The organism is Pseudonocardia sp. D17, assembly GCF_036984265.1.
Taxonomy (GTDB): Bacteria; Actinomycetota; Actinomycetes; order Mycobacteriales; family Pseudonocardiaceae; genus Pseudonocardia; species Pseudonocardia benzenivorans.
Map to the genome: position 1 here is coordinate 24609 of NZ_BPRG01000198.1, position 18341 is coordinate 42949.

14 protein-coding genes are annotated in these 18341 nt (G+C 73.9%); 8 read left to right on the forward strand and 6 right to left on the reverse strand.

Translation table 11 applies throughout. The features are described from left to right. Positions 1-79 precede the first annotated feature (79 nt). Entirely contained in the window at positions 80-1150 is a 1071-nt protein-coding gene (locus PSD17_RS26280; RefSeq protein ID WP_013678013.1) for a substrate-binding domain-containing protein, read from the forward strand. A gap of 126 nt (positions 1151-1276) precedes the next feature. On the opposite strand, the gene PSD17_RS26285 is transcribed toward PSD17_RS26280, so the two are convergent. Continuing rightward, complete coding sequence (locus PSD17_RS26285) at positions 1277-1786, reverse strand: LLM class flavin-dependent oxidoreductase (RefSeq protein WP_013678012.1); 510 nt, start codon at positions 1784-1786, stop codon at positions 1277-1279. A 142-nt stretch (positions 1787-1928) separates the two neighbouring features. Continuing rightward, positions 1929-2774, reverse strand: a complete 846-nt coding sequence (locus tag PSD17_RS26290) for a helix-turn-helix transcriptional regulator (RefSeq protein ID WP_041760147.1) — start codon at positions 2772-2774, stop codon at positions 1929-1931. 102 nt (positions 2775-2876) lie between these two features. Between PSD17_RS26290 and PSD17_RS26295 the strand changes: the two genes are divergently transcribed. Beyond that, complete coding sequence (locus tag PSD17_RS26295) at positions 2877-3842, forward strand: SDR family NAD(P)-dependent oxidoreductase (RefSeq protein ID WP_339125007.1); 966 nt, start codon at positions 2877-2879, stop codon at positions 3840-3842. On the opposite strand, the gene PSD17_RS26300 is transcribed toward PSD17_RS26295, so the two are convergent. Beyond that, positions 3829-8337, reverse strand: a complete 4509-nt coding sequence (locus tag PSD17_RS26300; RefSeq protein ID WP_339125008.1) for an NAD-glutamate dehydrogenase — start codon at positions 8335-8337, stop codon at positions 3829-3831. The two genes, PSD17_RS26295 and PSD17_RS26300, sit on opposite strands and share 14 nt — an antisense overlap. A gap of 269 nt (positions 8338-8606) precedes the next feature. On the opposite strand from PSD17_RS26300, the gene PSD17_RS26305 reads away from it, so the two are divergent. The 3 genes from PSD17_RS26305 to PSD17_RS26315 all read left to right on the forward strand — a co-directional run bounded on the left by PSD17_RS26305 (position 8607) and on the right by PSD17_RS26315 (position 12277). After that, the gene (locus PSD17_RS26305; RefSeq protein WP_199796798.1) at positions 8607-10118 is read left to right on the forward strand and encodes a helix-turn-helix domain-containing protein; all 1512 of its coding nucleotides are present in this window, start codon (positions 8607-8609) and stop codon (positions 10116-10118) included. Positions 10119-10277: 159 nt separating this feature from the next. Then, positions 10278-10712, forward strand: a complete 435-nt coding sequence (locus PSD17_RS26310; RefSeq protein ID WP_013678007.1) for a hypothetical protein — start codon at positions 10278-10280, stop codon at positions 10710-10712. After that, positions 10709-12277 carry a GMC family oxidoreductase gene (locus PSD17_RS26315; RefSeq protein WP_339125009.1) on the forward strand — a complete coding sequence of 523 codons (1569 nt, stop codon included), beginning with the start codon at positions 10709-10711 and terminating at the stop codon, positions 12275-12277. The genes PSD17_RS26310 and PSD17_RS26315 overlap by 4 nt, the downstream gene beginning before the upstream one ends. An 82-nt stretch (positions 12278-12359) precedes the next feature. On the opposite strand, the gene PSD17_RS26320 is transcribed toward PSD17_RS26315, so the two are convergent. The 3 genes from PSD17_RS26320 to PSD17_RS26335 all read right to left on the reverse strand — a co-directional run bounded on the left by PSD17_RS26320 (position 12360) and on the right by PSD17_RS26335 (position 16023). Continuing rightward, complete coding sequence (locus PSD17_RS26320) at positions 12360-12956, reverse strand: TIGR03086 family metal-binding protein (protein ID WP_339125010.1); 597 nt, start codon at positions 12954-12956, stop codon at positions 12360-12362. 335 nt (positions 12957-13291) lie between these two features. Further along, a complete protein-coding gene (locus tag PSD17_RS26330; protein WP_339125011.1) occupies positions 13292-14380 on the reverse strand; it encodes a YhjD/YihY/BrkB family envelope integrity protein in 1089 nt (362 codons plus the stop codon). 209 nt (positions 14381-14589) lie between these two features. Next, positions 14590-16023: an amidase gene (locus tag PSD17_RS26335; protein ID WP_339125012.1), complete on the reverse strand. Its 1434-nt coding sequence runs from the start codon at positions 16021-16023 to the stop codon at positions 14590-14592. Between the two features lie 101 nt (positions 16024-16124). Between PSD17_RS26335 and PSD17_RS26340 the strand changes: the two genes are divergently transcribed. From PSD17_RS26340 to PSD17_RS26350, 3 genes are all read left to right on the forward strand, one after another. After that, on the forward strand, positions 16125-17066 hold the full coding sequence (locus PSD17_RS26340; RefSeq protein WP_339125013.1) for a helix-turn-helix transcriptional regulator: 942 nt from the start codon (positions 16125-16127) through the stop codon (positions 17064-17066). Between the two features lie 407 nt (positions 17067-17473). Beyond that, positions 17474-17632, forward strand: coding sequence for a hypothetical protein (locus PSD17_RS26345; protein ID WP_233899203.1), 159 nt, complete (start codon positions 17474-17476; stop codon positions 17630-17632). Between the two features lie 119 nt (positions 17633-17751). Then, positions 17752-18255 carry a hypothetical protein gene (locus tag PSD17_RS26350; protein ID WP_041760146.1) on the forward strand — a complete coding sequence of 168 codons (504 nt, stop codon included), beginning with the start codon at positions 17752-17754 and terminating at the stop codon, positions 18253-18255. Positions 18256-18341: the final 86 nt, after the last annotated feature.

An 18341-nucleotide genomic window follows, 5' to 3' on the forward strand; every position in this document is an offset into this window, starting at 1 on the left:
CCCGAAACCTGACGTTTTCAAACGACAGCATTTCACATGAGACACTCTCGGGGCGCTCGGAGCACGCGAAGGAGACGCGATGAGTCGTGCCGCACGCGACACGCTCGACCTCGCGTTCGTCATGCCCCTGCAGGGTTCGGCCGGCATCTACGGCGCCTCCTGCGAGTCGTGCGCGACCCTCGCGGTCGAGGAGCTCAACGCCGGGTCGGGGCTGCTGGGGCGCGAGGTCCGGCTGACCGTGGTCGACGGCGCCGCACCGCCGAAGGTCGTGGCCGACCAGGTGGACGCGCTGATCACGATGGGCGCGGTCGACGCGGTCACCGGTTGGCACATCTCCGCCGTGCGCCGTGAGGTCGCCCGGCGGACCGCGCACCGGGTGCCGTACGTCTACGCGCCGCTGCACGAGGGCGGGGAGAACACCCCCGGGGTCTTCATGGCGGGGGAGACGCCCGCCTCGCAGCTCGTGCCCGCGATGCGGTGGATGACGAGCCAGCTCGGTGCGCGGCGCTGGCTGCTCGTCGGCAACGACTACATCTGGCCGCGACTCACCGGAACCGCGGCGCGCGCCGAGGCGCGCCGGGCGGGGACGCCGCTGCTGCGCGAGGTCTACGTACCGCTCGGCACCACCGACTTCTCCCGCGTCCTGCACGAGATCGAGGTGTGCGGCGCCGACAGCGTGCTGATGCTGCTCGTCGGGCAGGACGGCGTGGAGTTCAACCGGCAGTTCGCCGAGTGGGGCCTGGTCGGCACGGTGGAGAGGCTCAGTCCGCACGTCGAGGAGAACATGCTGCTCGCCGGGAGCGGTGCGGCCAACACCGGGCTGTTCGCCGCGGCCGGCTACTTCGACGGGTTGAACACGACCCAGAGCCTCGAGTTCGCCGCCCGCTACTACCAGCGCTTCGGCGCCGGCGCTCCGCCGCTCAACAGCATCGGCGAATCGTGCTACGAGGCGATGTTGCTGCTGGCCCGGCTGGTGACGCGAGCCGGCAGTCTCGACGTCCACCGGATGATCGCCGCGGCCGAGGGGCTCGTCTACGAGGGGCCTCGGGGAACCGTCAGGATGAACGGCAACCAGCTCGAACAGAGCGTCTACATGGCCGTCGCCCAGGAGCTCGAGTTCGACATCCAGGACCAGCTGACGAGCGTCTGAGCCTGCGAGTGTTCTCAGACGACTTACCCCCCGGAAATACTTTCATTCGGTATTGATGTCGGCTCGTGGCCCGGCAGGACGAGGGTTCGCAGCGACCCCCGGCAGGGCTCGATCACATCCTCGACGTCAGGCAGCGAAGGCGTCGATGACCTGTCGGGCCGGGCCAGGGCCGACCGGCGGACCCAGTATCGGCAGGTCGACCCCGCTGGAGCGGTATTCGGCCAGCCGTTCGCGGCACCGCGCGACGGGCCCGAGCAGGCAGAACGAGTCCAGCATCGCGTCGCTGAGCGATGCCGCTCCGTCGCCTGCTTCCATCTGCTCGACCTCCGCGACGTAGCCACTGCTGCGCCACATCCGCCGGAAGAAGGGGAGCCCGGTGTAGAGCGCGAGATTCTGCCGCGCCGCGTCCCGGCATTCTGCGAGGTCGCTGCCGAGGAACGTGGGTATGGTGCCGACCCTGATGCGCTCGGTCGCCGAGCCCATCAGCTGGGCGGTGGCAATCGCGTCGTTGTTGACCTCGGTCGTGAAGATCGCCTCGAAGCCGGCGTCGTCCGCCGCCCGGGCCACCGACCGGATGTCATCGGCGCTCCAGCCGGCTCCGGGTATCACGGACAGACTCAGTCTCTCGCTGCCCATGACGTCGTCCCCTTCCGCCTCGGCGGCCGGACGCTACGCCCGCTCCGCACGGGCGCCCAGGGGCGAAGGAGGGCCTGCGCTGAGCGGCACGTCTGTCCGGAGCGCACCCAGGCCGCGACCCGCACGGCGCGTCGATCAGCCGTCAGCGAGCCATGGACTGGGTGCCCAGGACGACGGCGAGGGCCAGGCGCTCGGCGTCCTCGGTGCCGGGCTCGGCGGTGTAGACGGTGATGCGCAGGTCGTCCAGCGCGACGACCAACGTGTCGCAGTCGAGGGTGATCGGCCCGACCGCCGGGTGGTCGATCGTCTTGTGCCGGGACGGTTCGGCCAGGGGCGGCGGGGCCTGGGCGTCCCAGAGCTCGGCGAAGCGTGGGCTGCCCGCCGACAGCTCGGCGATCAGGCGTCGCAGGTTGCGGTCGGCGGGGTAACGGGAGGCCGTGACACGCAGGTCGGCGACGAGCCGGGCCTCGTGCTCGGCCTGCTCCCGCGGCGTGTGCACGACCCGGGTGGGCAGGCGCGCGACGTTGCGCCACACGGCGTTGCGTTCCAGACCGCGCCAGGCGGTCGTCTCCCCCATCAGGGCGTCGTAGGGCGCGTTGGCCAGCACGAGCGTCCAGCCGGCGTCGTAGACGACCACCGGGGTGTGCGAGAGCCGGTCGAGCAGCCGGTGCACGCTCGGGGTGATCCGCGACGGCACGACGTCGGGGCCGGGTGCGGCGTGCCCGGCCAGGCGGTACAGCAGGTCCCGTTCGCCGTCGGGCAGCCGCAGCGCCCGCGACAGGGACTCCACCACCTGCGCCGACGGTGTCGTGGCGCGGCCCTGCTCGAGCCGGGTCAGGTAGTCGGCCGAGATGCCGGCGAGGGCGGCCAGCTCCTCGCGGCGCAGCCCGCTGGCCCGACGTCGGCGACCCACCGGGACGCCGACGGCCTCGGGGGCCACGCGGTCGCGCCAGCGCCGGACGGTCCGGCCGAACTCCCAGGGTTCCACGCGTTCCAGTCTGCGCGGAGCCGGCACGGTTGTCCTGGTCCTGGCGGTCCTACGAAGACGGGACGACTGCCTGCGGCCCGTCCGGTCGCGCACGCTGGGGCCATGACCGGATCTGGAACCGTCCTGCTCACCGGCCCGACCCGCAACCTCGGCCGGCACGCCGTGCTCGCCATGGCCGCCCGCCCGCGCGGGCGACGCCCCGACCTGCTGCTGGTCGGGCGCGCCGGGAACGACCTGACCGCGGTCGCCGAGGAGGCCCGCGCGCGGGGCGCGCGCGTCCACGAGATCGGCTGCGACCTGTCGAGCCTCGGCGACGTCCGCGCCGCTGCGACCACCGTCCGCGACCTGCTCGCCGCCGGTACCGTCCGGCCGCTGCGTGCGCTCGTCGCCAACGCGGGCACCATGTCGAGCGACACCCGGCGAGCCTCGCGCGACGGCTACGAGCTGACCTTCGCGGTGAACCACCTCGCCCACGCCCAGCTCATCGGTGACCTGCTCGACTCGTTCACCGCCCCGGCCCGGATCGTGCTGCTCGGGTCGAACACCTACCACGCGAACGTCTGGCGCAGGCTGCTGCACGTGCCCGCGGCCGAGTGGGCCGACCCGCTCGAGCTCGCCCGCCCTGCGCCGGCCGACGCGGAACCGGGCATGGCGGCCTCGGGCGTCGCCTACTCCAACGCCAAGCTGGCGATCCTGTACTACGCGCATGAGCTGCAACGCCGCGCCGGTGAGGGGATCGGCGTGTCGGTGTTCGAGCCGGGCTGGATGCCCGGCACCGCGCTGGGCCGCGGGGCGCCCGCGGCGTTCCGGGCGATCAGCCGTGCCGTGGGCCGGGTACCGGGCGTGTCGACCCCGCGACGCTCGGGGCCGCTGCTGGCCGCGGTGGCGCTCGACGACGGGTGGGCGCAGCTGCGCGACGGCGCGTTCGTGGTCAAGTCGAGGGTGGTCGACGTCGATCCCGTCGCGCACGACCGCGACCGGGAGCGGCGTCTCTGGGAGGGAACCGTCGAGCTGTTGGAATGCGCGGGCGCACCGCGCCCGCCGGTGCGCCGGGTCAGCCGGCCGTGACGCGCGCCGCCGAGCGTTCCGAGAGCGTGAAGTAGAGCCGTGCGATCTCCTCGATCGGCAGCTGGTGGGCGGGTGCGGCGACCTCGACGACGTCGAGCAGGCCGTGGGCCGCGGGCAGGGCCGCCACCCGGTCGGCGAGCGCGGCCGGGACGCCCTGACCGGCGAGGGCGGTGGCGCGGTTCGCCATCGCGGCGGACTCGGCACCCCGCAGCAGTGACCCCAGATCGGGCAGCAGGCGGTGCACCGGTCCGGCGAAGCGCTCGATCTCGGCGGGGACGTCGAGCGGGCGCGGACGGTACGCGAGCAGCCAGCGCGCGGTGACGTCGACGAGCCGCCGCGTCGCGACCGCGATCGCGTCGAGCGCCTCGGTCGGCACCGACCCCGGGAGCGCGGTGACCCGCGCCCACAGCTCCGGCAGGTCGAACACCGTGACCGCGACGCGGAACGCGGACACGACGTCGTCCGCACCCGCCGCCGCGTCCCTGCCCAGCCGGTGGGCGAACGTGATCCCGGCGCGGTCGACGAGCTCGTTGACCAGCCTCGTCGCGACGATCTCGCGACGCAGCGGATGGGCGGCGACGGCGGCGGGAAAGCGTTCGCGCAGCGGACGAGGGAAGTAGCCGGGCAGGCGGTCGGCGAACTCCGGTCGCTCGGGCAGGTCGGTCCGCAGCACGGCCGCCTTGATGTCGAGCTTCGTGTGCGCGAGCAGGACCGCGAGCTCGGGTGACGCGAGTCCGTGCCCGGCGGCGATCCGCTCGTCGATCTCCCCGGGGTGGGGGAGTGCCTCGAGGTCGCGGTCGAGCCCGGTGCGGCCGGCGAGCCCGTCGATCATCCGGGCGTGCACCGGGAGGGTGTCGGCGGCGTGGGCGCGGGCGACACCGAGGGCGGCGTTCTGGTCGATGTTGTCGGCGAGGACCAGCTCGGCGACCTCGTCGGTCATCTCCGCCAGCAGGGCGTCGCGGCCCGCCCGGTCCAGCTGCCCGGCCGTCACCAACCGGTCCAGCAGGATCTTGATGTTGACCTCGTGGTCGGAGCAGTCCACCCCGGCCGAGTTGTCGATCGCGTCGGTGTTGATCCGCCCGCCCGCGCGTGCGAACTCGATCCGCCCCCGCTGGGTCAGCCCGAGGTTGCCGCCCTCCCCGATCACCCGCACCCGTAGTGCCCGACCGTCGACGCGGACCGCGTCGTTGGCCTTGTCCCCGGCCTCGCCATGGCTTTCGGTCGAGGCCTTGACGTAGGTGCCGATCCCGCCGTTCCACAGGAGATCCACCGGCGCCAACAGGATCGCCCGCACCAGCTCCGGCGGGCTCAACCGCTCGATGTCCGCGGCCAGCCCCAGGGCCGCCCGCAGCTGTGGGCCGACGGGTACCGACTTGGCGGTGCGCGGCCACACCCCGCCCCCCGGGCTGAGCGCGGCCCTGTCGTAGTCGTCCCACGACGACCGCGCCAGCGCGAACAACCGGGCCCGCTCGGCCCACCCCGCCGCGGGATCCGGGTCCGGGTCGACGAACACGTGCCGATGATCGAACGCGGCCACCAACCGGATGTGCGGGGACAGCAGCATCCCGTTGCCGAACACGTCCCCGGACATGTCCCCGATCCCGACCACGGTGAAGTCCTGCGACTGGGTGTCCACCCCCAGCTCGCGGAAGTGGCGTTTCACCGACTCCCACGCGCCGCGCGCGGTGATGCCCATCGCCTTGTGGTCGTAGCCCACCGAGCCACCCGAGGCGAACGCGTCGCCGAGCCAGAAGCCGTACTCGGCGGCGACCTCGTTGGCCACGTCGGAGAACCGCGCCGTGCCCTTGTCCGCGGCCACCACCAGGTAGGAGTCGTCCCCGTCGTGGCGCACCACCCCCGGCGGCGCGACCGTCGCCCCGTCGACAAGGTTGTCGGTCACGTCCAGCAGCGCCGCGATGAAGATCCGGTAGCAGGCCTCCACCTCGGCCGGGTCCGGCGCCGCCGCGGCCACCACGAATCCGCCCTTGGCCCCCACCGGCACGATCACCGCGTTCTTGACCATCTGTGCCTTGACCAGTCCCAGGATCTCGGTCCGGTAGTCCTGCGGACGGTCCGACCAGCGCAACCCGCCCCGAGCGACCGGCCCGAACCGCAGATGCACCCCCTCCATCCGCGGCGAGTACACGAAGATCTCGAACCGTGGCCGCGGGGACGGCATGTCCGGCACCGCACCCGGATCGATCTTGAAGGAGAAGTACGGCCGATCCCGGAACCAGTTCGTCCGCAACGTCGCCATGATCATCGACAGGTGTCCCCGCAGTATCCGGTCGGCGTCCAGGCTGGTGACGTCGTCGATCAGGGCCCGCGCGGTGGCGAGCGCCTCGGAGCACCGCCGCTCCAGGGTGGCCGCCGGCGGCGCCGGATCGAAGCGGGCCCGGAACAGTGCGACCAGCGCCCGTGCCGCGTCGGGGTGCGCGAGCAGGATGTCGGCGACGTATCGTCGCCCGAACGGGCCGCCGAGCTGGGACGCGTAGCGCGCGTAGGCGCGCAGCACCGCGACCTCGCGCCAGCCGAGGCCGGCGTGCAGGACCAGGGCGTTGAACCGGTCGGTCTCCGCGGCCCCCGACCAGGCCGCGTGGAACGCCGCGCAGAACCGGTCGCGGGCGTCCTGCCCGCCGCGGCCCGACAACGGGAGCCGGGTCGCGGCGTCGGCCGAGAGCCCGAAGTCGTAGAGCCGGCAGCCGACCCCGTCGGGCCGGACGATCTCGTAGGAGCGCTCGTCGAGGACGTCGACGCCGAGACTCTGCAGGACCGGCAGCACCGCCGACAGCGACACCGGGGCGCCGGCCACGACGAGCCGGAAGTGCAGGTCGTCGGGCTCACCGGCCAGCTCCAGGTGCGGATCGACGCCAAGGTCGCGCACGCGTCGCAGATCTGCGACCGCGCGCACCGGGTCGACGTCGTCGCGGTAGGCCTGCGGCAGCCCCGGCAGGTACTCCGCGATCTGCTCGGCGTCCCTGCCCGCCGCGTCGATGACCCAGTCGTCCCAGGTCAGGATGGCCGCGGCGAGCTGGGCGCGCAGCCGCTCCCGATCCGGTGGGGGCGCGGCCGCGCCCACGTGGACGGTGAAGTGCACCTGCACCGGCCCCGTCTCCCCGACGGTGACGCTGTGGTCGACACGCCAGCCGTCGAGCTCGCGCAGCAGCACCCGCTGCATCGCCGAGCGCGCCTGCGGTGAGTAGCGGTCATGGGGGAGATACACCAGGCAGGACAGGAAGCGGCCGTAGGGCTCCGCGTGCACCGTCAGCAGCAGCCGCCGGTCGTGGGCCAGGGTCAGCACCCCGACGGCGGTCTCGTGCAGGGCCTGCTCGCTCGCCCAGAACAGCTCCTCGCGCGGGCAGCGCGACAGCACGTCGAGCAGCTGCTGGCCGCTCCAGGACTCGACCGGCACTCCCGCCCGATGGATCGCGGCGCGCACCCGCCGCTCGACGATCGGGGTGTCCAGGACGTGCTCGTGCAGGGCCGCGGTTGTGAACAGCCCGATGAACCGGTGCCCCCCGACGGTGTGGCCGTGCTCGTCGACGATCCCGATCACGACGTCGTAGGGGTACTCCGGGCGCAGCACCCGGCTGGGGGCGTCGGCGCGGGTGAGCACGACCAGCGGCCGGTCGCCGACCACGTCGGGGATGCCGTCGCGGACTCCGTTGTGACGCAACACGCCCAACCCCGAACCCGGCACGGCCCGCAGCGTCGTGCCGACGGCCTCGTACCGGCGATAGCCCAGGAAGCTGAAGTGGCCGTCGGCGAGCCAGTGCAGCAGCCGCGCCGCGTCGTCGCGCTCGGTCGAGGCGTTCGCGCCGGACAGCTCGGTGGCCCCGGAGAGCTCCGCGGCCACGGCCAGCACGGTGTCGGCGAGGCGGGCCGCGTCGGCGGCGACGTCGTGTACGGCCGCGAGCACCTCGTCGAGCTCGGCGCCGAGATCCTCGCCCTCCTCGGGTGCGGCCGGGTCGAGCCCGAGCCGTATCCAGGCCTCGACGAGAGCGCCGGCGGGCGGGTCGTCCGGGTCGGCGGCGGCGTCGACGGCGCGCAGCCGCCCGTCGGGGTCCCGACGCACCACGACCATCGCGTGCACGACGTGGTGGACCTGCCGGCCGACCCGTCCGATCCCGGCGAGCACCGACGGCACCAGCGCGGGGGTCTCGTCGGTGACCAGGTCGACGACGGTCGAGGAGCCGGCGGCCTCCTCGATGTCGCCGGGGACGTCCCCGCCGATGTCCCCGTCGATCTCCGCGCGGCCGTCCCTCTCGAGGTCCCCGTGGATGTCGACGACCGAGGTCCGGGGGGCGCGGCGGGCGGCGAGGCGGAGGTGCGCGCGAGCAGCGGCGTCGAGCGCGTCGGCGGGATCGTCGAAGCCGACGACGGCGGCCGCGGCGTGGCGGGCGTAGAGCCGGTGCAGCTCCTCGGGCAGCGGACTCGCCGCCGGGTCCGCGGGCGGAGCGGCCTCGGCCGGCGCGTCCTCGGTTGCTCGGCTCATCAGCCACCCCCACCTGCGACGGGGCCGCTTACCCTAGCGGGGATCGCGGCGGCGGGCGAGGGTGGCGGTCGGCCCCGCGGTCACGGTCTCGCCCGGGTCGCGCGTCGTCGAGGTACGACATGCGCCGACGCGACCGGTCGGGGAGGGTGCCGCGTACCGGCGATGCCGTTGTCTCAGGCTGAGACGTCGAGCCGGTGCGACGGCCGCGCCCCGTGTGCCACAGTTCGAACCGCTGATGAGCGCATCGACGCGTCGGAGGTTCGCGGGGGATGGACGGTTCGGCTTCGCTCTCGGAACGGGAGCAGATCGCACGGCCGGTCGCGGTCGGCGCGGGTTCCGTCGTCTCCGACCGGCTCGCCGCGTCGTGGCGGCGCAGCACCGAGTTCGGCGCGTCACTCGACGAGGTCGCGCCGGCGTTCAGCGGATCGGTGGACGAGGAGTCGTTGTTCTTCCGCTCCGGACTGGACGTCATCGGCGGTCTGCAGGAGACGCTGGCGAACGAGCCGATCAGCCTGATGCTGACCGATCCGGACGGGGTCGTGCTCACCCGGTTGTGCCGCGAGCGGTCACTGCTGTCGGCGCTGGACTCGGTCTACCTGGCACCGGGTTTCGACTACGGCGAGCGCGAGGCCGGCACGACCGGCCTGGGTCTCGCGCTGGCGGACCGCGCACCCGCACTCGTGCGTGCCGACCAGCACTTCTGTGCCGAGCTCTGGGGCTACACGTGCGCGGCCGCACCCGTGCTGGATCCGGTCACCGGCGAGCTGGCGGGCACCGTCAACCTGACGACGTGGGCGCAGCAGTCGGACAACCTGCTGCTGGCACTCGCGCAGAGTGCTGCCAGCAGCACGACGGCCCTGATGCTGGCACGCCATCGTGGGCGGTCGCCGCGACCGGCCCCGCACGGCCAGGTGTTCCGGGTGTTCCTGCGTCCACCGGGGACGTCGGCCGTGGCGCTCTCGGCCGGCTGGCGCACGGCCGTGGCGGAGGTCGAGGCGGCCCTCTCGGCGGGTCGGGTGGTCGCCGTCGTCGGCGAGGACGGTGTCGGCAGGCGGTCGTTGCTGACGGAGGCGCTGGCGCGGACCCATCCGCGTGGCCGGGTGCTGGTGGCGCGCCCGCCCGCCCCGCGGGACACCGCGGCGTGGCTGGACCTCTGGGGCCCTGAGCTGGGCAAGGAGGCGACGAGCATCGTCGTGAGCGAGGTCGACGAGCTGTCCTCCCTCGCCGCGACGAAGCTGAGCGGGCATCTCCACGGGGTGGCGTCGGCCCCGGACGCCGGTCCCGACGGGCCTCGGCCCGCCGTCGCGTTCACCGCGCGCGACGCGAGCACGGTGCCCGAGCCCCTGCGCCCGCTCGTCGACACCTACGTCGAGCTGCCTCCGCTGCGGCGGCGTCGCGCGGACATCCTGCCGTTGGCCAGTGCGTTCGCCGCGCGGCGGCGGCATCGCGAGGTCGGGTTCACCGCGGCGGCCCGGCGCAGCCTCACGGCCTACGACTGGCCCGGCAACGTCGAGCAGCTCCGCAGCGTGGTCGACATCGCCGCGGCCCGCAGCGACATGGTCGACGTCGAGCACCTGCCGGCGGAGCTCGTCAGCGGTGCCCCGCGGCGGGTCCTCTCGCGGATCGAGACCGTCGAGCGCGACGAGATCCTGCGCTGCCTGGCCGAGCCGGGCATCACGATGACCGAGGCGGCCGTCCGGCTCGGGATCAGCAGAGCGACCCTGTACCGCCGGATCGAGGTCTACGGCCTCCGGGACACGCGCGAGGGGTCCGCCCGGTAGGCGCCCGTACGACGCTGCGGTCCCGACCCGCGCGACGCCGGCCGTCGCGCAGTCCTCGCCTGCCCGCTTCCCCCGGCCCGCCCGATCACGACCCGCCCGATCACGACCCTGCTCGGACCGTCCGCGCCGGGGTCGTCGACACATGGAAGGAACAACACCGTGAGAACCCTGATGTCCGACGGCCAGCGCCGAACGCTGGTCGACCTGCTGCGGGCAGCGTTCCCGCACCGCACGTTCCCGCTCGGTCCCTACGAGCGCACGGCAGGCGCGGTCGCCGACGCGGCTGCCGCCGACCCGCGCCTGCACGCGCTGCTGCTGCAGGGGCTGAGCGATCTCGACGAGCAGCGCGACGTCGCGTTCTCGCAGCTCGACGGCGAGACCGCCGGGGTCGTGCTGAGGGAGCTCACCGGGACCCCGTTCCTCACCGCGGTCCTGGACGTGGCGATCGTGGCCCTCTACGACGACCACGAGGTGTGGGACGTCCTCGGCTACGAGGGTGCCTCGTACGACAAGGGCGGCTACGTCGACCGCGGGTTCGACGACCTGGACTGGCTGCCCGACCCCCGCATCGAGAGCCAGGAGGCCCCGGCATGACGCGATTCGACCACGACGACTCCGATGTGGTGGTGGTCGTCGGCTCCGGAGCCGGTGGCGGCACCCTCGCGAACGAACTGTGCCGGCGCGGGTTCAAGACCGTCGTTCTCGAGGCCGGTCCGCACCTGACGGGGGCGGACTACCACAACGACGAGTGGAAGGCCTTCGACCAGATGGCCTGGACCGACCCGCGGACCGCGACCGGGAGCTGGGGCATCGCCCGCGACTTCCCGACCCTGCCGGCCTGGATCGTCAAGGCCGTCGGTGGCACGTCGACGCACTGGGCGGGTGCCTGCCCGCGGTTCAAGGCGCACGAGCTCACCGCCCGCTCGACCTACGGCGACCTCGACGGGGCGAACCTGCTCGACTGGCCGATCACGCTCTCCGAGCTCGAGCCCTACTACGACCGGGCCGAGATCAAGATGGGTGTCTCGCACCGGCACGGGCGTCCGCCGTTGCCGGCCAACAACAACTACAAGGTCTTCGCCAACGGTGCGGAGAAAGTGGGCTACCGCGACTACGCCACCGGTCCCTACGCCACCAACGCCGAGCCCTACGACGGTCGGCCCGCGACGGTCCAGGACGGGTTCAACTTCCAGGGCGACAAGCACGGGTCGAAGTGGTCGACCCTGGTCGCCGAACTGCCCAAGGCCGAGGCCACCGGGTTGCTGGACCTGCGCCCGGAGAGTCACGTCGCCCAGATCCTGCACGACTCGACCGGCCGGGCGACCGGCGTGCTCTACGTCGACCGCGACGGCAGTCTCCGGCGTCAGCGGGCCGCGGTGGTGTGCGTGGCGGGCAACTCGATCGAGTCCGCACGGCTGTTGCTGCTCTCGGCCTCGGCCCGGTTCCCCGACGGGTTGGCGAACTCGTCCGGTCAGGTCGGTCGGAACTACATGCGCCACACGACCGCCACGGTCTGGGGCCAGTTCGACAAACCCGTCCGGATGTACCGCGGCGAGACGATGGCGGGCGTGATCGCCGACGAGTCGCGCCTCGACACCGACCGGGGCTTCGTCGGCGGCTACTACATGGAGACGATCGCGCTCGGCCCGGCGTTCTTCGCGAAGTTCGTCGCGCCGGGCGGCTGGGGCCCGTCGCTGACCGAGATCGTCGACGGCTACCTCAACACCGCCGGCATGTGGATCGTCGGCGAGGACATGCCGCAGGAGACCAACCGCGTCACGCTGTCCGGGGGCACCGTCGACGCGCACGGGCTGCCCGTGGCCAACGTGCACTTCGACGACCACGCGAACGACGTCGCGATGCGCAGCCACGCCCAGCGGCAGGGCGCGGCCGTCTACAACGCGGTCGGGGCGACGCGGGTCGTCGAGACGCCGCCCTACCCCTCGACCCACAACCTGGGCACCTGCCGGATGAGCCGGCGCCCCGGGGACGGGGTCGTCGACCGGTTCGGGCGTGCGCACGACGTGCCGAACCTGTTCGTCTCCGACGGCAGCGTGTTCACCACCGGCGCGGCGGCGAACCCGACCCTCACGATCGTGGCGCTCGCGATCCGGCAGGCCGAGTACATCGCCACCGAATACCGCACCGGGTCGAGCTGACCGGTCCGGTACCGGCGAGGCCCCGGAGGACCAGCGTCGGCGGCGACGTCCGTGCCGCGCACTCCCGGTCCCCCGGGGCACGTCAGCGGGACCACCCGGGGTCGCGACCCAGGTAGCGCAGCAGCGCCGCGACGGCGTCGTCGGCGGGCTGCGGGTCGAGCGCCGCCGCGTACGCGCCGTACTGGCGCAACGGCTCGACTATCAGCAGCGCCGTCTCGTGCAGCCGGGCCGCCTGCTCGGCGTCCAGTGGCGACGGAGCGCCGACGGCGACGGCGATGTCCCACGCGTGGACCGCGGCGTCGAGCGCGCACGCGCCGGCGCCGACGGCCGGGGGGAGTGCGTGCGGGGGGACCGGAACGGGGGCGGTCTCGGCCGCGGGGTCGATCCGGTCCCAGGCCCGAGCGGCCGCGGCCATCGTGGACTCGGCGAGCTCGACGGGGGAGCCGTCGATGTGGCCGGAGGGGGCGAACGGGTTCTCGGTCGGGCCCGGCTCGCCGGTGATCGCGGCCGCGAACCCGAGCTGGTCGCCCGCGGCGTGCTGCAGGACCTGGGTGACCGTCCACTCCGAGCACGGTGTGGGCAGCTGCCAGTCGTCCTCGCCGACGGCGGCGACGGCAACGCGCAGCGCGTCGTGGGCGCGGTCGATGACGGTCCAGGTGGTGCGGGAGCCGGAGGCCATGAGCGGGGTCCTTTCCGTCGGTGACGTCTGCAGCCTCCCGGATCCGGACAATGCGGTCCACCGTGCGCGCCGGTCCCGCCGCCCGCGGGATCAGAGATCGAGCACCAGGCGGGCGGAGCAGGAGCGGGACACGCAGATCATCATCGTGTCGTCGGCGGCCTGCTCTGCGACGGTGAGCACCGAGCGATGGTCCGGGATCCCGTCGAGGACGGCGGTCTCGCACGCGCCGCGTCCTCCCCGTGGTCCGGCCGTCGACGGCGAGCGACGGTCACCACGGACCGGACCCGGATGCCGCGCCGCCGCGCGGCGTCGGGTGCTTGGGACGCGGCGGGCGGTCAGGGCTGGGGCTGCTGGGGCTGCTGGGGCTGAGGCGGTGTCGGGTCGGCGTCGTCACCGGCAGGGCTCGAACTCGCGGCGAGTGCGCGGCGCTGCCGGTGCTCGCGCAGGAACACCCCGAGCAGCGCGCCGCCGAGCATCACCACCCCGAAGGCGACCAGCCACGACAGCAGGACGAACACGATCCCCAACGGGCCGTACTCGCGATGGTGGCTGACGATCGACCTGGACAGGTACAGCGACGCCGCGATCCGCAGCCCCAGCAGGCCGATGCCGATGGCGATCGCGCCGGGCAGCAGGGGTCGCCACCCGATCCGGCCGCCGAGCAGCAGGTGCTGCGTCCACCAGGCCCACCCGATGGCGATCGGGAGCCCGATGATGATCGGGACGATGGCCCGGACCCAACCGGTGACGAGCGGACCGGACAGTCCCCACAAGCTCCCGAACACCGCGAACGTCCCCAGCCACAGCAGCGGTCGCCACAGCGCGCGCCATCCCGCCGACGGCAGGCCCCACGCCAGCTCGTAACCGCGTTGCAGGGCCGCGGGCCAGGAGAACGCCGACACCAGGGTGAGGATCGCACCGAAGAGCGTCGTCGCGCCCCGGACGGCCTCCCGGCCGGGGAACAGCGTCTGCAGGTCGCTGGTCGCCTGGTCGGTGAGCCCGAGCCGGCGTGCGACGTCGGTGAGCCCGCCCCCGGTGGCCCCGAGCGGGATCACCGCCTGCAGGCTGACCAGCGCCGGGACGAGCAGCATGAAGGCGAGCGCCGCGAGGATCAGGGCCTGGTTGGCCAGGTCGACCTCGACGATCCGCCGCTGCAGGTGCCCGGCGGCGCTGGCGTCGAGGCGTGCCCGGGTCCGGGTGTAGCGAGCGGTGACGGCGTCGACCCGCCGCCGGGTTCCGCTGTGTCCGGGATCGGCGGTCGGCGCGTCGGCCGCCGGCGGGGCGATGGGGGCACTGCCGCCGTCGGACGGCGACCCGGCCGGGGCGGTGCCGGTCCGGGGCGGAAGGTCGGCGGGCGCGCTGCCGCCGTCGGGCGACGGCTCGGCCGGGCCGGTGTCGGTCCGGGGTGGCGGGTCGGTGGTCATCCCCGCGCACCCGTGATCGGCTCCGCGATGGGTGGCAACCGCCGCATCGGAGGCTCCTCGGACCGGCGACTCGGTGGCCCCAGCCTGCGGGAGCGTCCCCGGGCCGGGCGTCACCCGAGGAGGATGAAGCCGATCGTCCACGCTTGCCGCTCCCCGGCCGGGGCCGACGTGTCGCCCGCGGACGCGCGGCGCTCCTCGTCCGGTCCTGGTCAGCCCACTGCGACCGCGGGCCGCCGGTCGGCCCAGGGCAGGGCGCGTTCGAGGTCACCGGCGAGGGCGATCAGCGTGGCCTCCTCGGCGTAGGGGGCCATGAGCTGGACCCCGATCGGCCAGCCCTCGGCCGTGGTCCCGAGCGGCAGGCTGATCGCGGGGTTCCCGGTCACGTTGGACACGGCCGTGAAGCCCGCGGTGCCGAAGATCCGGTCGTACCAGCCGCGCGCGTCCAGCGACGGGTCGTCGGCGTTCAGGTGGCCCGCGGCGGTGTTGGGCGCGTTCATCGTCGGGGTGAGCACGAGGTCGTAGGTCTCGTGGACGGCCGCGACCGCGCGACGGGTCGTGTTGAACACCCGCTCGGCCGCGTAGATGTCGGCGGCGCGCAGGGTCCGGCCGAAATCGGCGCAGGCGCGGGTGGTCGCCTCCAGGTTGTCCGGACCCGGCTCGACGCCGAGCGCGGCGGCCAGCGTGTCGACACCGTCGGCCAGGAAGGAACACCAGGCGACGAGGTTGGCGTCGTCGAAGGCGTCGGCGTCGAGCGCGGGTGCGGCCCGCTCGACGTGGTGGCCGAGCTCCTCGAGCGTCCGGCCGACGGACTCGACGGCGGCGACGCACCGGGGATCGACCGGGCCGTTGCCGGTGAACGGCTCGGTGTGCAACGCGATGCGCAGGGTCCTGCTGCCGGCGCGCACCTCGTCGGCGTACGGGCGGGCGGGATCGGGCAGGCGGTAGCGGTCCCCGGCCGCGTACCCGTGCACGGCGTCGAGCAGGCCCGCGCAGTCGCGCACCGTCCGGGTCAGGGCGAACTCGATCCCGAGTCCCAGCAGGGGGTCGGCGTAGTCGGGGCCGGGGGTGACCCGGCCCTGGCTCGGCTTGAGCCCGACGAGCCCGCACGCGGCCGCGGGGATGCGGATGGAGCCGCCGCCGTCGTTGGCGTGGGCGACGGGCAGCGCGCGGGCCGCGACGAGTGCCGCGGATCCCCCGCTCGACCCGCCGGGGCTGCGATCGAGGTCCCACGGGTTGCGCACCGACCCGGTCGCGACGGCCTCGGTGTTCGCGTTGAACCCGAGCTCCGGGGTCGCGGTGAGGCCGAGGGTCGCCAGGCCCGCGCGGCGGAAGCGGGCCATCAGGTAGGTGTCGGTCGGCATCGGCACGCCGTCGCCGAGCAGGCGGGTCCCGGAGCGGGTGGGCACACCGGCCGCGTGCGTGATGAGGTCCTTGATCGCGAACGGCACGCCGGCGAACGGCCCGTCGGCGGCATGCTCGAGCGGGCGCTCGAACGGGCCGCTGACGAGCCCGTTGACCTTCGGTTGCACGTCCTCGAGCGCGGCGACGGCCGCCTGCGCGACCTCGTCGGCGGACGACTCCCCGCTCCGGATCAGTGCGGCGAGCGCGGTCGCGTCGAGTTCGGCGTACTCACTGGGCTTCATCGCTACCTCCGTCTGGGTGGGCGGAGGCGACGCTAGGAGCGGCACCGACGGCTGTGATCGGTCGATTGACGGATGCGGTCGGCGGGGTAGCGTTTCCGGGCATGACCGCGCTGGCCACGGCCTACGAGCTGCGGTCGTTCCTGCGCCGCAACGGTAGCCGCAGCGTCGGGTCCGCCCTCGCGGTCGCGGAGTGCCTGCGGACCATCGTGCCCTCGGACTGCCTGGCGCTGTCGGTGTGGGACCCGGTGCTCGGCCGGCACCGCGCCCTCGCGTCGTCCTACCCGGCACCCCTGACGACCTTCCTCGACGAGAGCATGCACACCGATCCGCTCTTCGGCGCCGTCAAGACCACGGGTGTGCCGACCAGGGTTCGCGACCTGCCGGTGCGGCTCCGGCGCGGGGACATCTTCGACCTGGTCATCGGGCCGAGCGGGTTCCGGGACGGGGTCACCCAGTGCCTGTACGCGCCCGACGGCCGCTACGTCGGCATGCTCAACGCGAGCACGCTCGACTCGCGTCATCCCGACGACGACACCGTCGCGCTGCTCGCACTGCTCGGCCCCGAACTCGGCGCCGCCCTCGACCCCGTTCCGCCGCCCGAGCCCGCGACGGCGCGGCTGGACGACGGGATCACCGAGGGGATGCTCGTCGCGCCCGACGGGCGGGTCCTGCCGCTGTCCGCGCGCCCGCACGTCGAGCTGGTCGGGAGCGCGGCGCTCACGGCCGCGATCGCACGGGTCCGCGGCCCGGTTCGTCATCTGCTGGTGCATCGCGATGCGACCTACGCGCTGGAGATGTACCGCGCGCGGTCGGGAGTCGTCGTCCTGCACCGCGAGGTGGCGCCGCCCGCGGGCCTGACGGTGCGCGAGCTGCAGGTCCTCGCCGCGCTGGCCGACGGGTCGAGCAACGGTGAGATCGCCGGTGCCCTCGGCGTCGGGGCTCGCACCGTCGCCACCCACGTCGAGCACGTCCTGGCAAAGACCGGCTGCCGCAACCGCGCCGACGCCGCCGCCACGGCCGCGGCCTGGGGCCTGCTGGTCTGACGCGGCAGCCCCGCCCGGTGCAGGGACGTCGACGACGCCCGTCGTGGACGATCCGGCGCGTGCGCCTCGAGCGCCCGGCCGGCTGTGGCGGTGATCGTGCGCTCCGCGCCGGCACCGTCGGCCCGGCGATCCCTGCGGTACCCCGTCGGTTCGGTCCCGTCCACCCGCACACCGCGTGACCAGCGGTCCGAGGAGCGAACAGGATCGGAGGCCGGCCGGCGCGACGCAACAACCACCCCTGGAGGGTGACCTCCGGCGATCCCCGGGGCCCGACACTCGGCGGAACGTGGCGGGCGGCGTGCCGCACCGCGGGTCGAGGAGGCGCTGAGATGGCACAACCCGCCGGCGAACCCGGCCCCCTTTTCCTGCGCTCCGTGTCGGCAGGTCGCCCGGGAACCGGAGGGGTGGTGTCGGCACGGGTCGGTGACCGGGCCGGTGTGCTGCTCGCGGTGCTGCGGGCGGAGGTCGAGGCCGCTGTCGACCGCGGGGTGGTGACCCGGGGCGAGGGCCAGGAGGTGCTCGCCCGCCTGGCGATCGTCGTCGACCAGGCGGTGCACGGGCGCTGAGCGCCGCTCGGGGACACGGCCCGCGTGACCCCCCCGGGCGACGGTTCGACCGTCGCCCCCGACCGTTGGAGGCCATCGTGAACACCGTCCGCAGCGTCACGCGGCGAAGGACCCGGCGCGTGTCCCTCGCCGCCACCGCCGGTCTGCTCGGCCTCGTGACGCTGGCGGGATGCTCCGCGTCACCGTCGGTGGCCCCGGCGTCCGCTCCGCCCCCGCCACCGGTGACGACGGCGGCGGCGCCGACGTCCACCGGCTACTCGCCCCAGCTGTGCGGCGCCGCCGCGGAGTTCCAGACGGCGGCGAACGCGATCCTGCAGCTGGATGCGACCAAGGTCGGTACGGAGGGCGTCAAGGCCGCCCTGCAGAACCTGGCCGTCGCCGGGCAGAACCTCAGCACCGCCGCTGCCGCGCAGTTCGGTCCGCAGGTCGACGCGCTCAAGCAGGCGCTCGCGTCGCTGCAGACGACGATCTCGGGCATCCAGGACCAGACGTCGCTGTCGGCGAAGCTGGGCGTGCTCGCGGGCTCCGTCGCGCAGGTCCAGGCCGCCGCGAAGCCCATCCTGGACAGCGTCCGGTCCGGGTGTCCGGCTGTTCCGTCGGCCTCGACCGCGCCGTCGTCCTGATCCTGGCTCGCGGCGCCGTCCGATCCTGGCCCGTACCCCGGAACGACCTGCTGCTCGGGGTCCGCAATCACCCATCTCGGGTGGCA

Bases quoted from the DNA above. Each gene is read 5' to 3' on its own strand.
- PSD17_RS26340 (WP_339125013.1), top strand. From the start codon at position 16,125: ATGACCGCGCTGGCCACGGCCTACGAGCTGCGGTCGTTCCTGCGCCGC.
- PSD17_RS26295 (WP_339125007.1), top strand. From the start codon at position 2,877: ATGACCGGATCTGGAACCGTCCTGCTCACCGGCCCGACCCGCAACCTC.
- PSD17_RS26330 (WP_339125011.1), bottom strand. From the start codon at position 14,380: ATGACCACCGACCCGCCACCCCGGACCGACACCGGCCCGGCCGAGCCG.
- PSD17_RS26315 (WP_339125009.1), top strand. From the start codon at position 10,709: ATGACGCGATTCGACCACGACGACTCCGATGTGGTGGTGGTCGTCGGC.
- PSD17_RS26320 (WP_339125010.1), bottom strand. From the start codon at position 12,956: ATGGCCTCCGGCTCCCGCACCACCTGGACCGTCATCGACCGCGCCCAC.
- PSD17_RS26300 (WP_339125008.1), bottom strand. From the start codon at position 8,337: ATGAGCCGAGCAACCGAGGACGCGCCGGCCGAGGCCGCTCCGCCCGCG.
- PSD17_RS26285 (WP_013678012.1), bottom strand. From the start codon at position 1,786: ATGGGCAGCGAGAGACTGAGTCTGTCCGTGATACCCGGAGCCGGCTGG.
- PSD17_RS26305 (WP_199796798.1), top strand. From the start codon at position 8,607: ATGGACGGTTCGGCTTCGCTCTCGGAACGGGAGCAGATCGCACGGCCG.
- PSD17_RS26280 (WP_013678013.1), top strand. From the start codon at position 80: ATGAGTCGTGCCGCACGCGACACGCTCGACCTCGCGTTCGTCATGCCC.
- PSD17_RS26335 (WP_339125012.1), bottom strand. From the start codon at position 16,023: ATGAAGCCCAGTGAGTACGCCGAACTCGACGCGACCGCGCTCGCCGCA.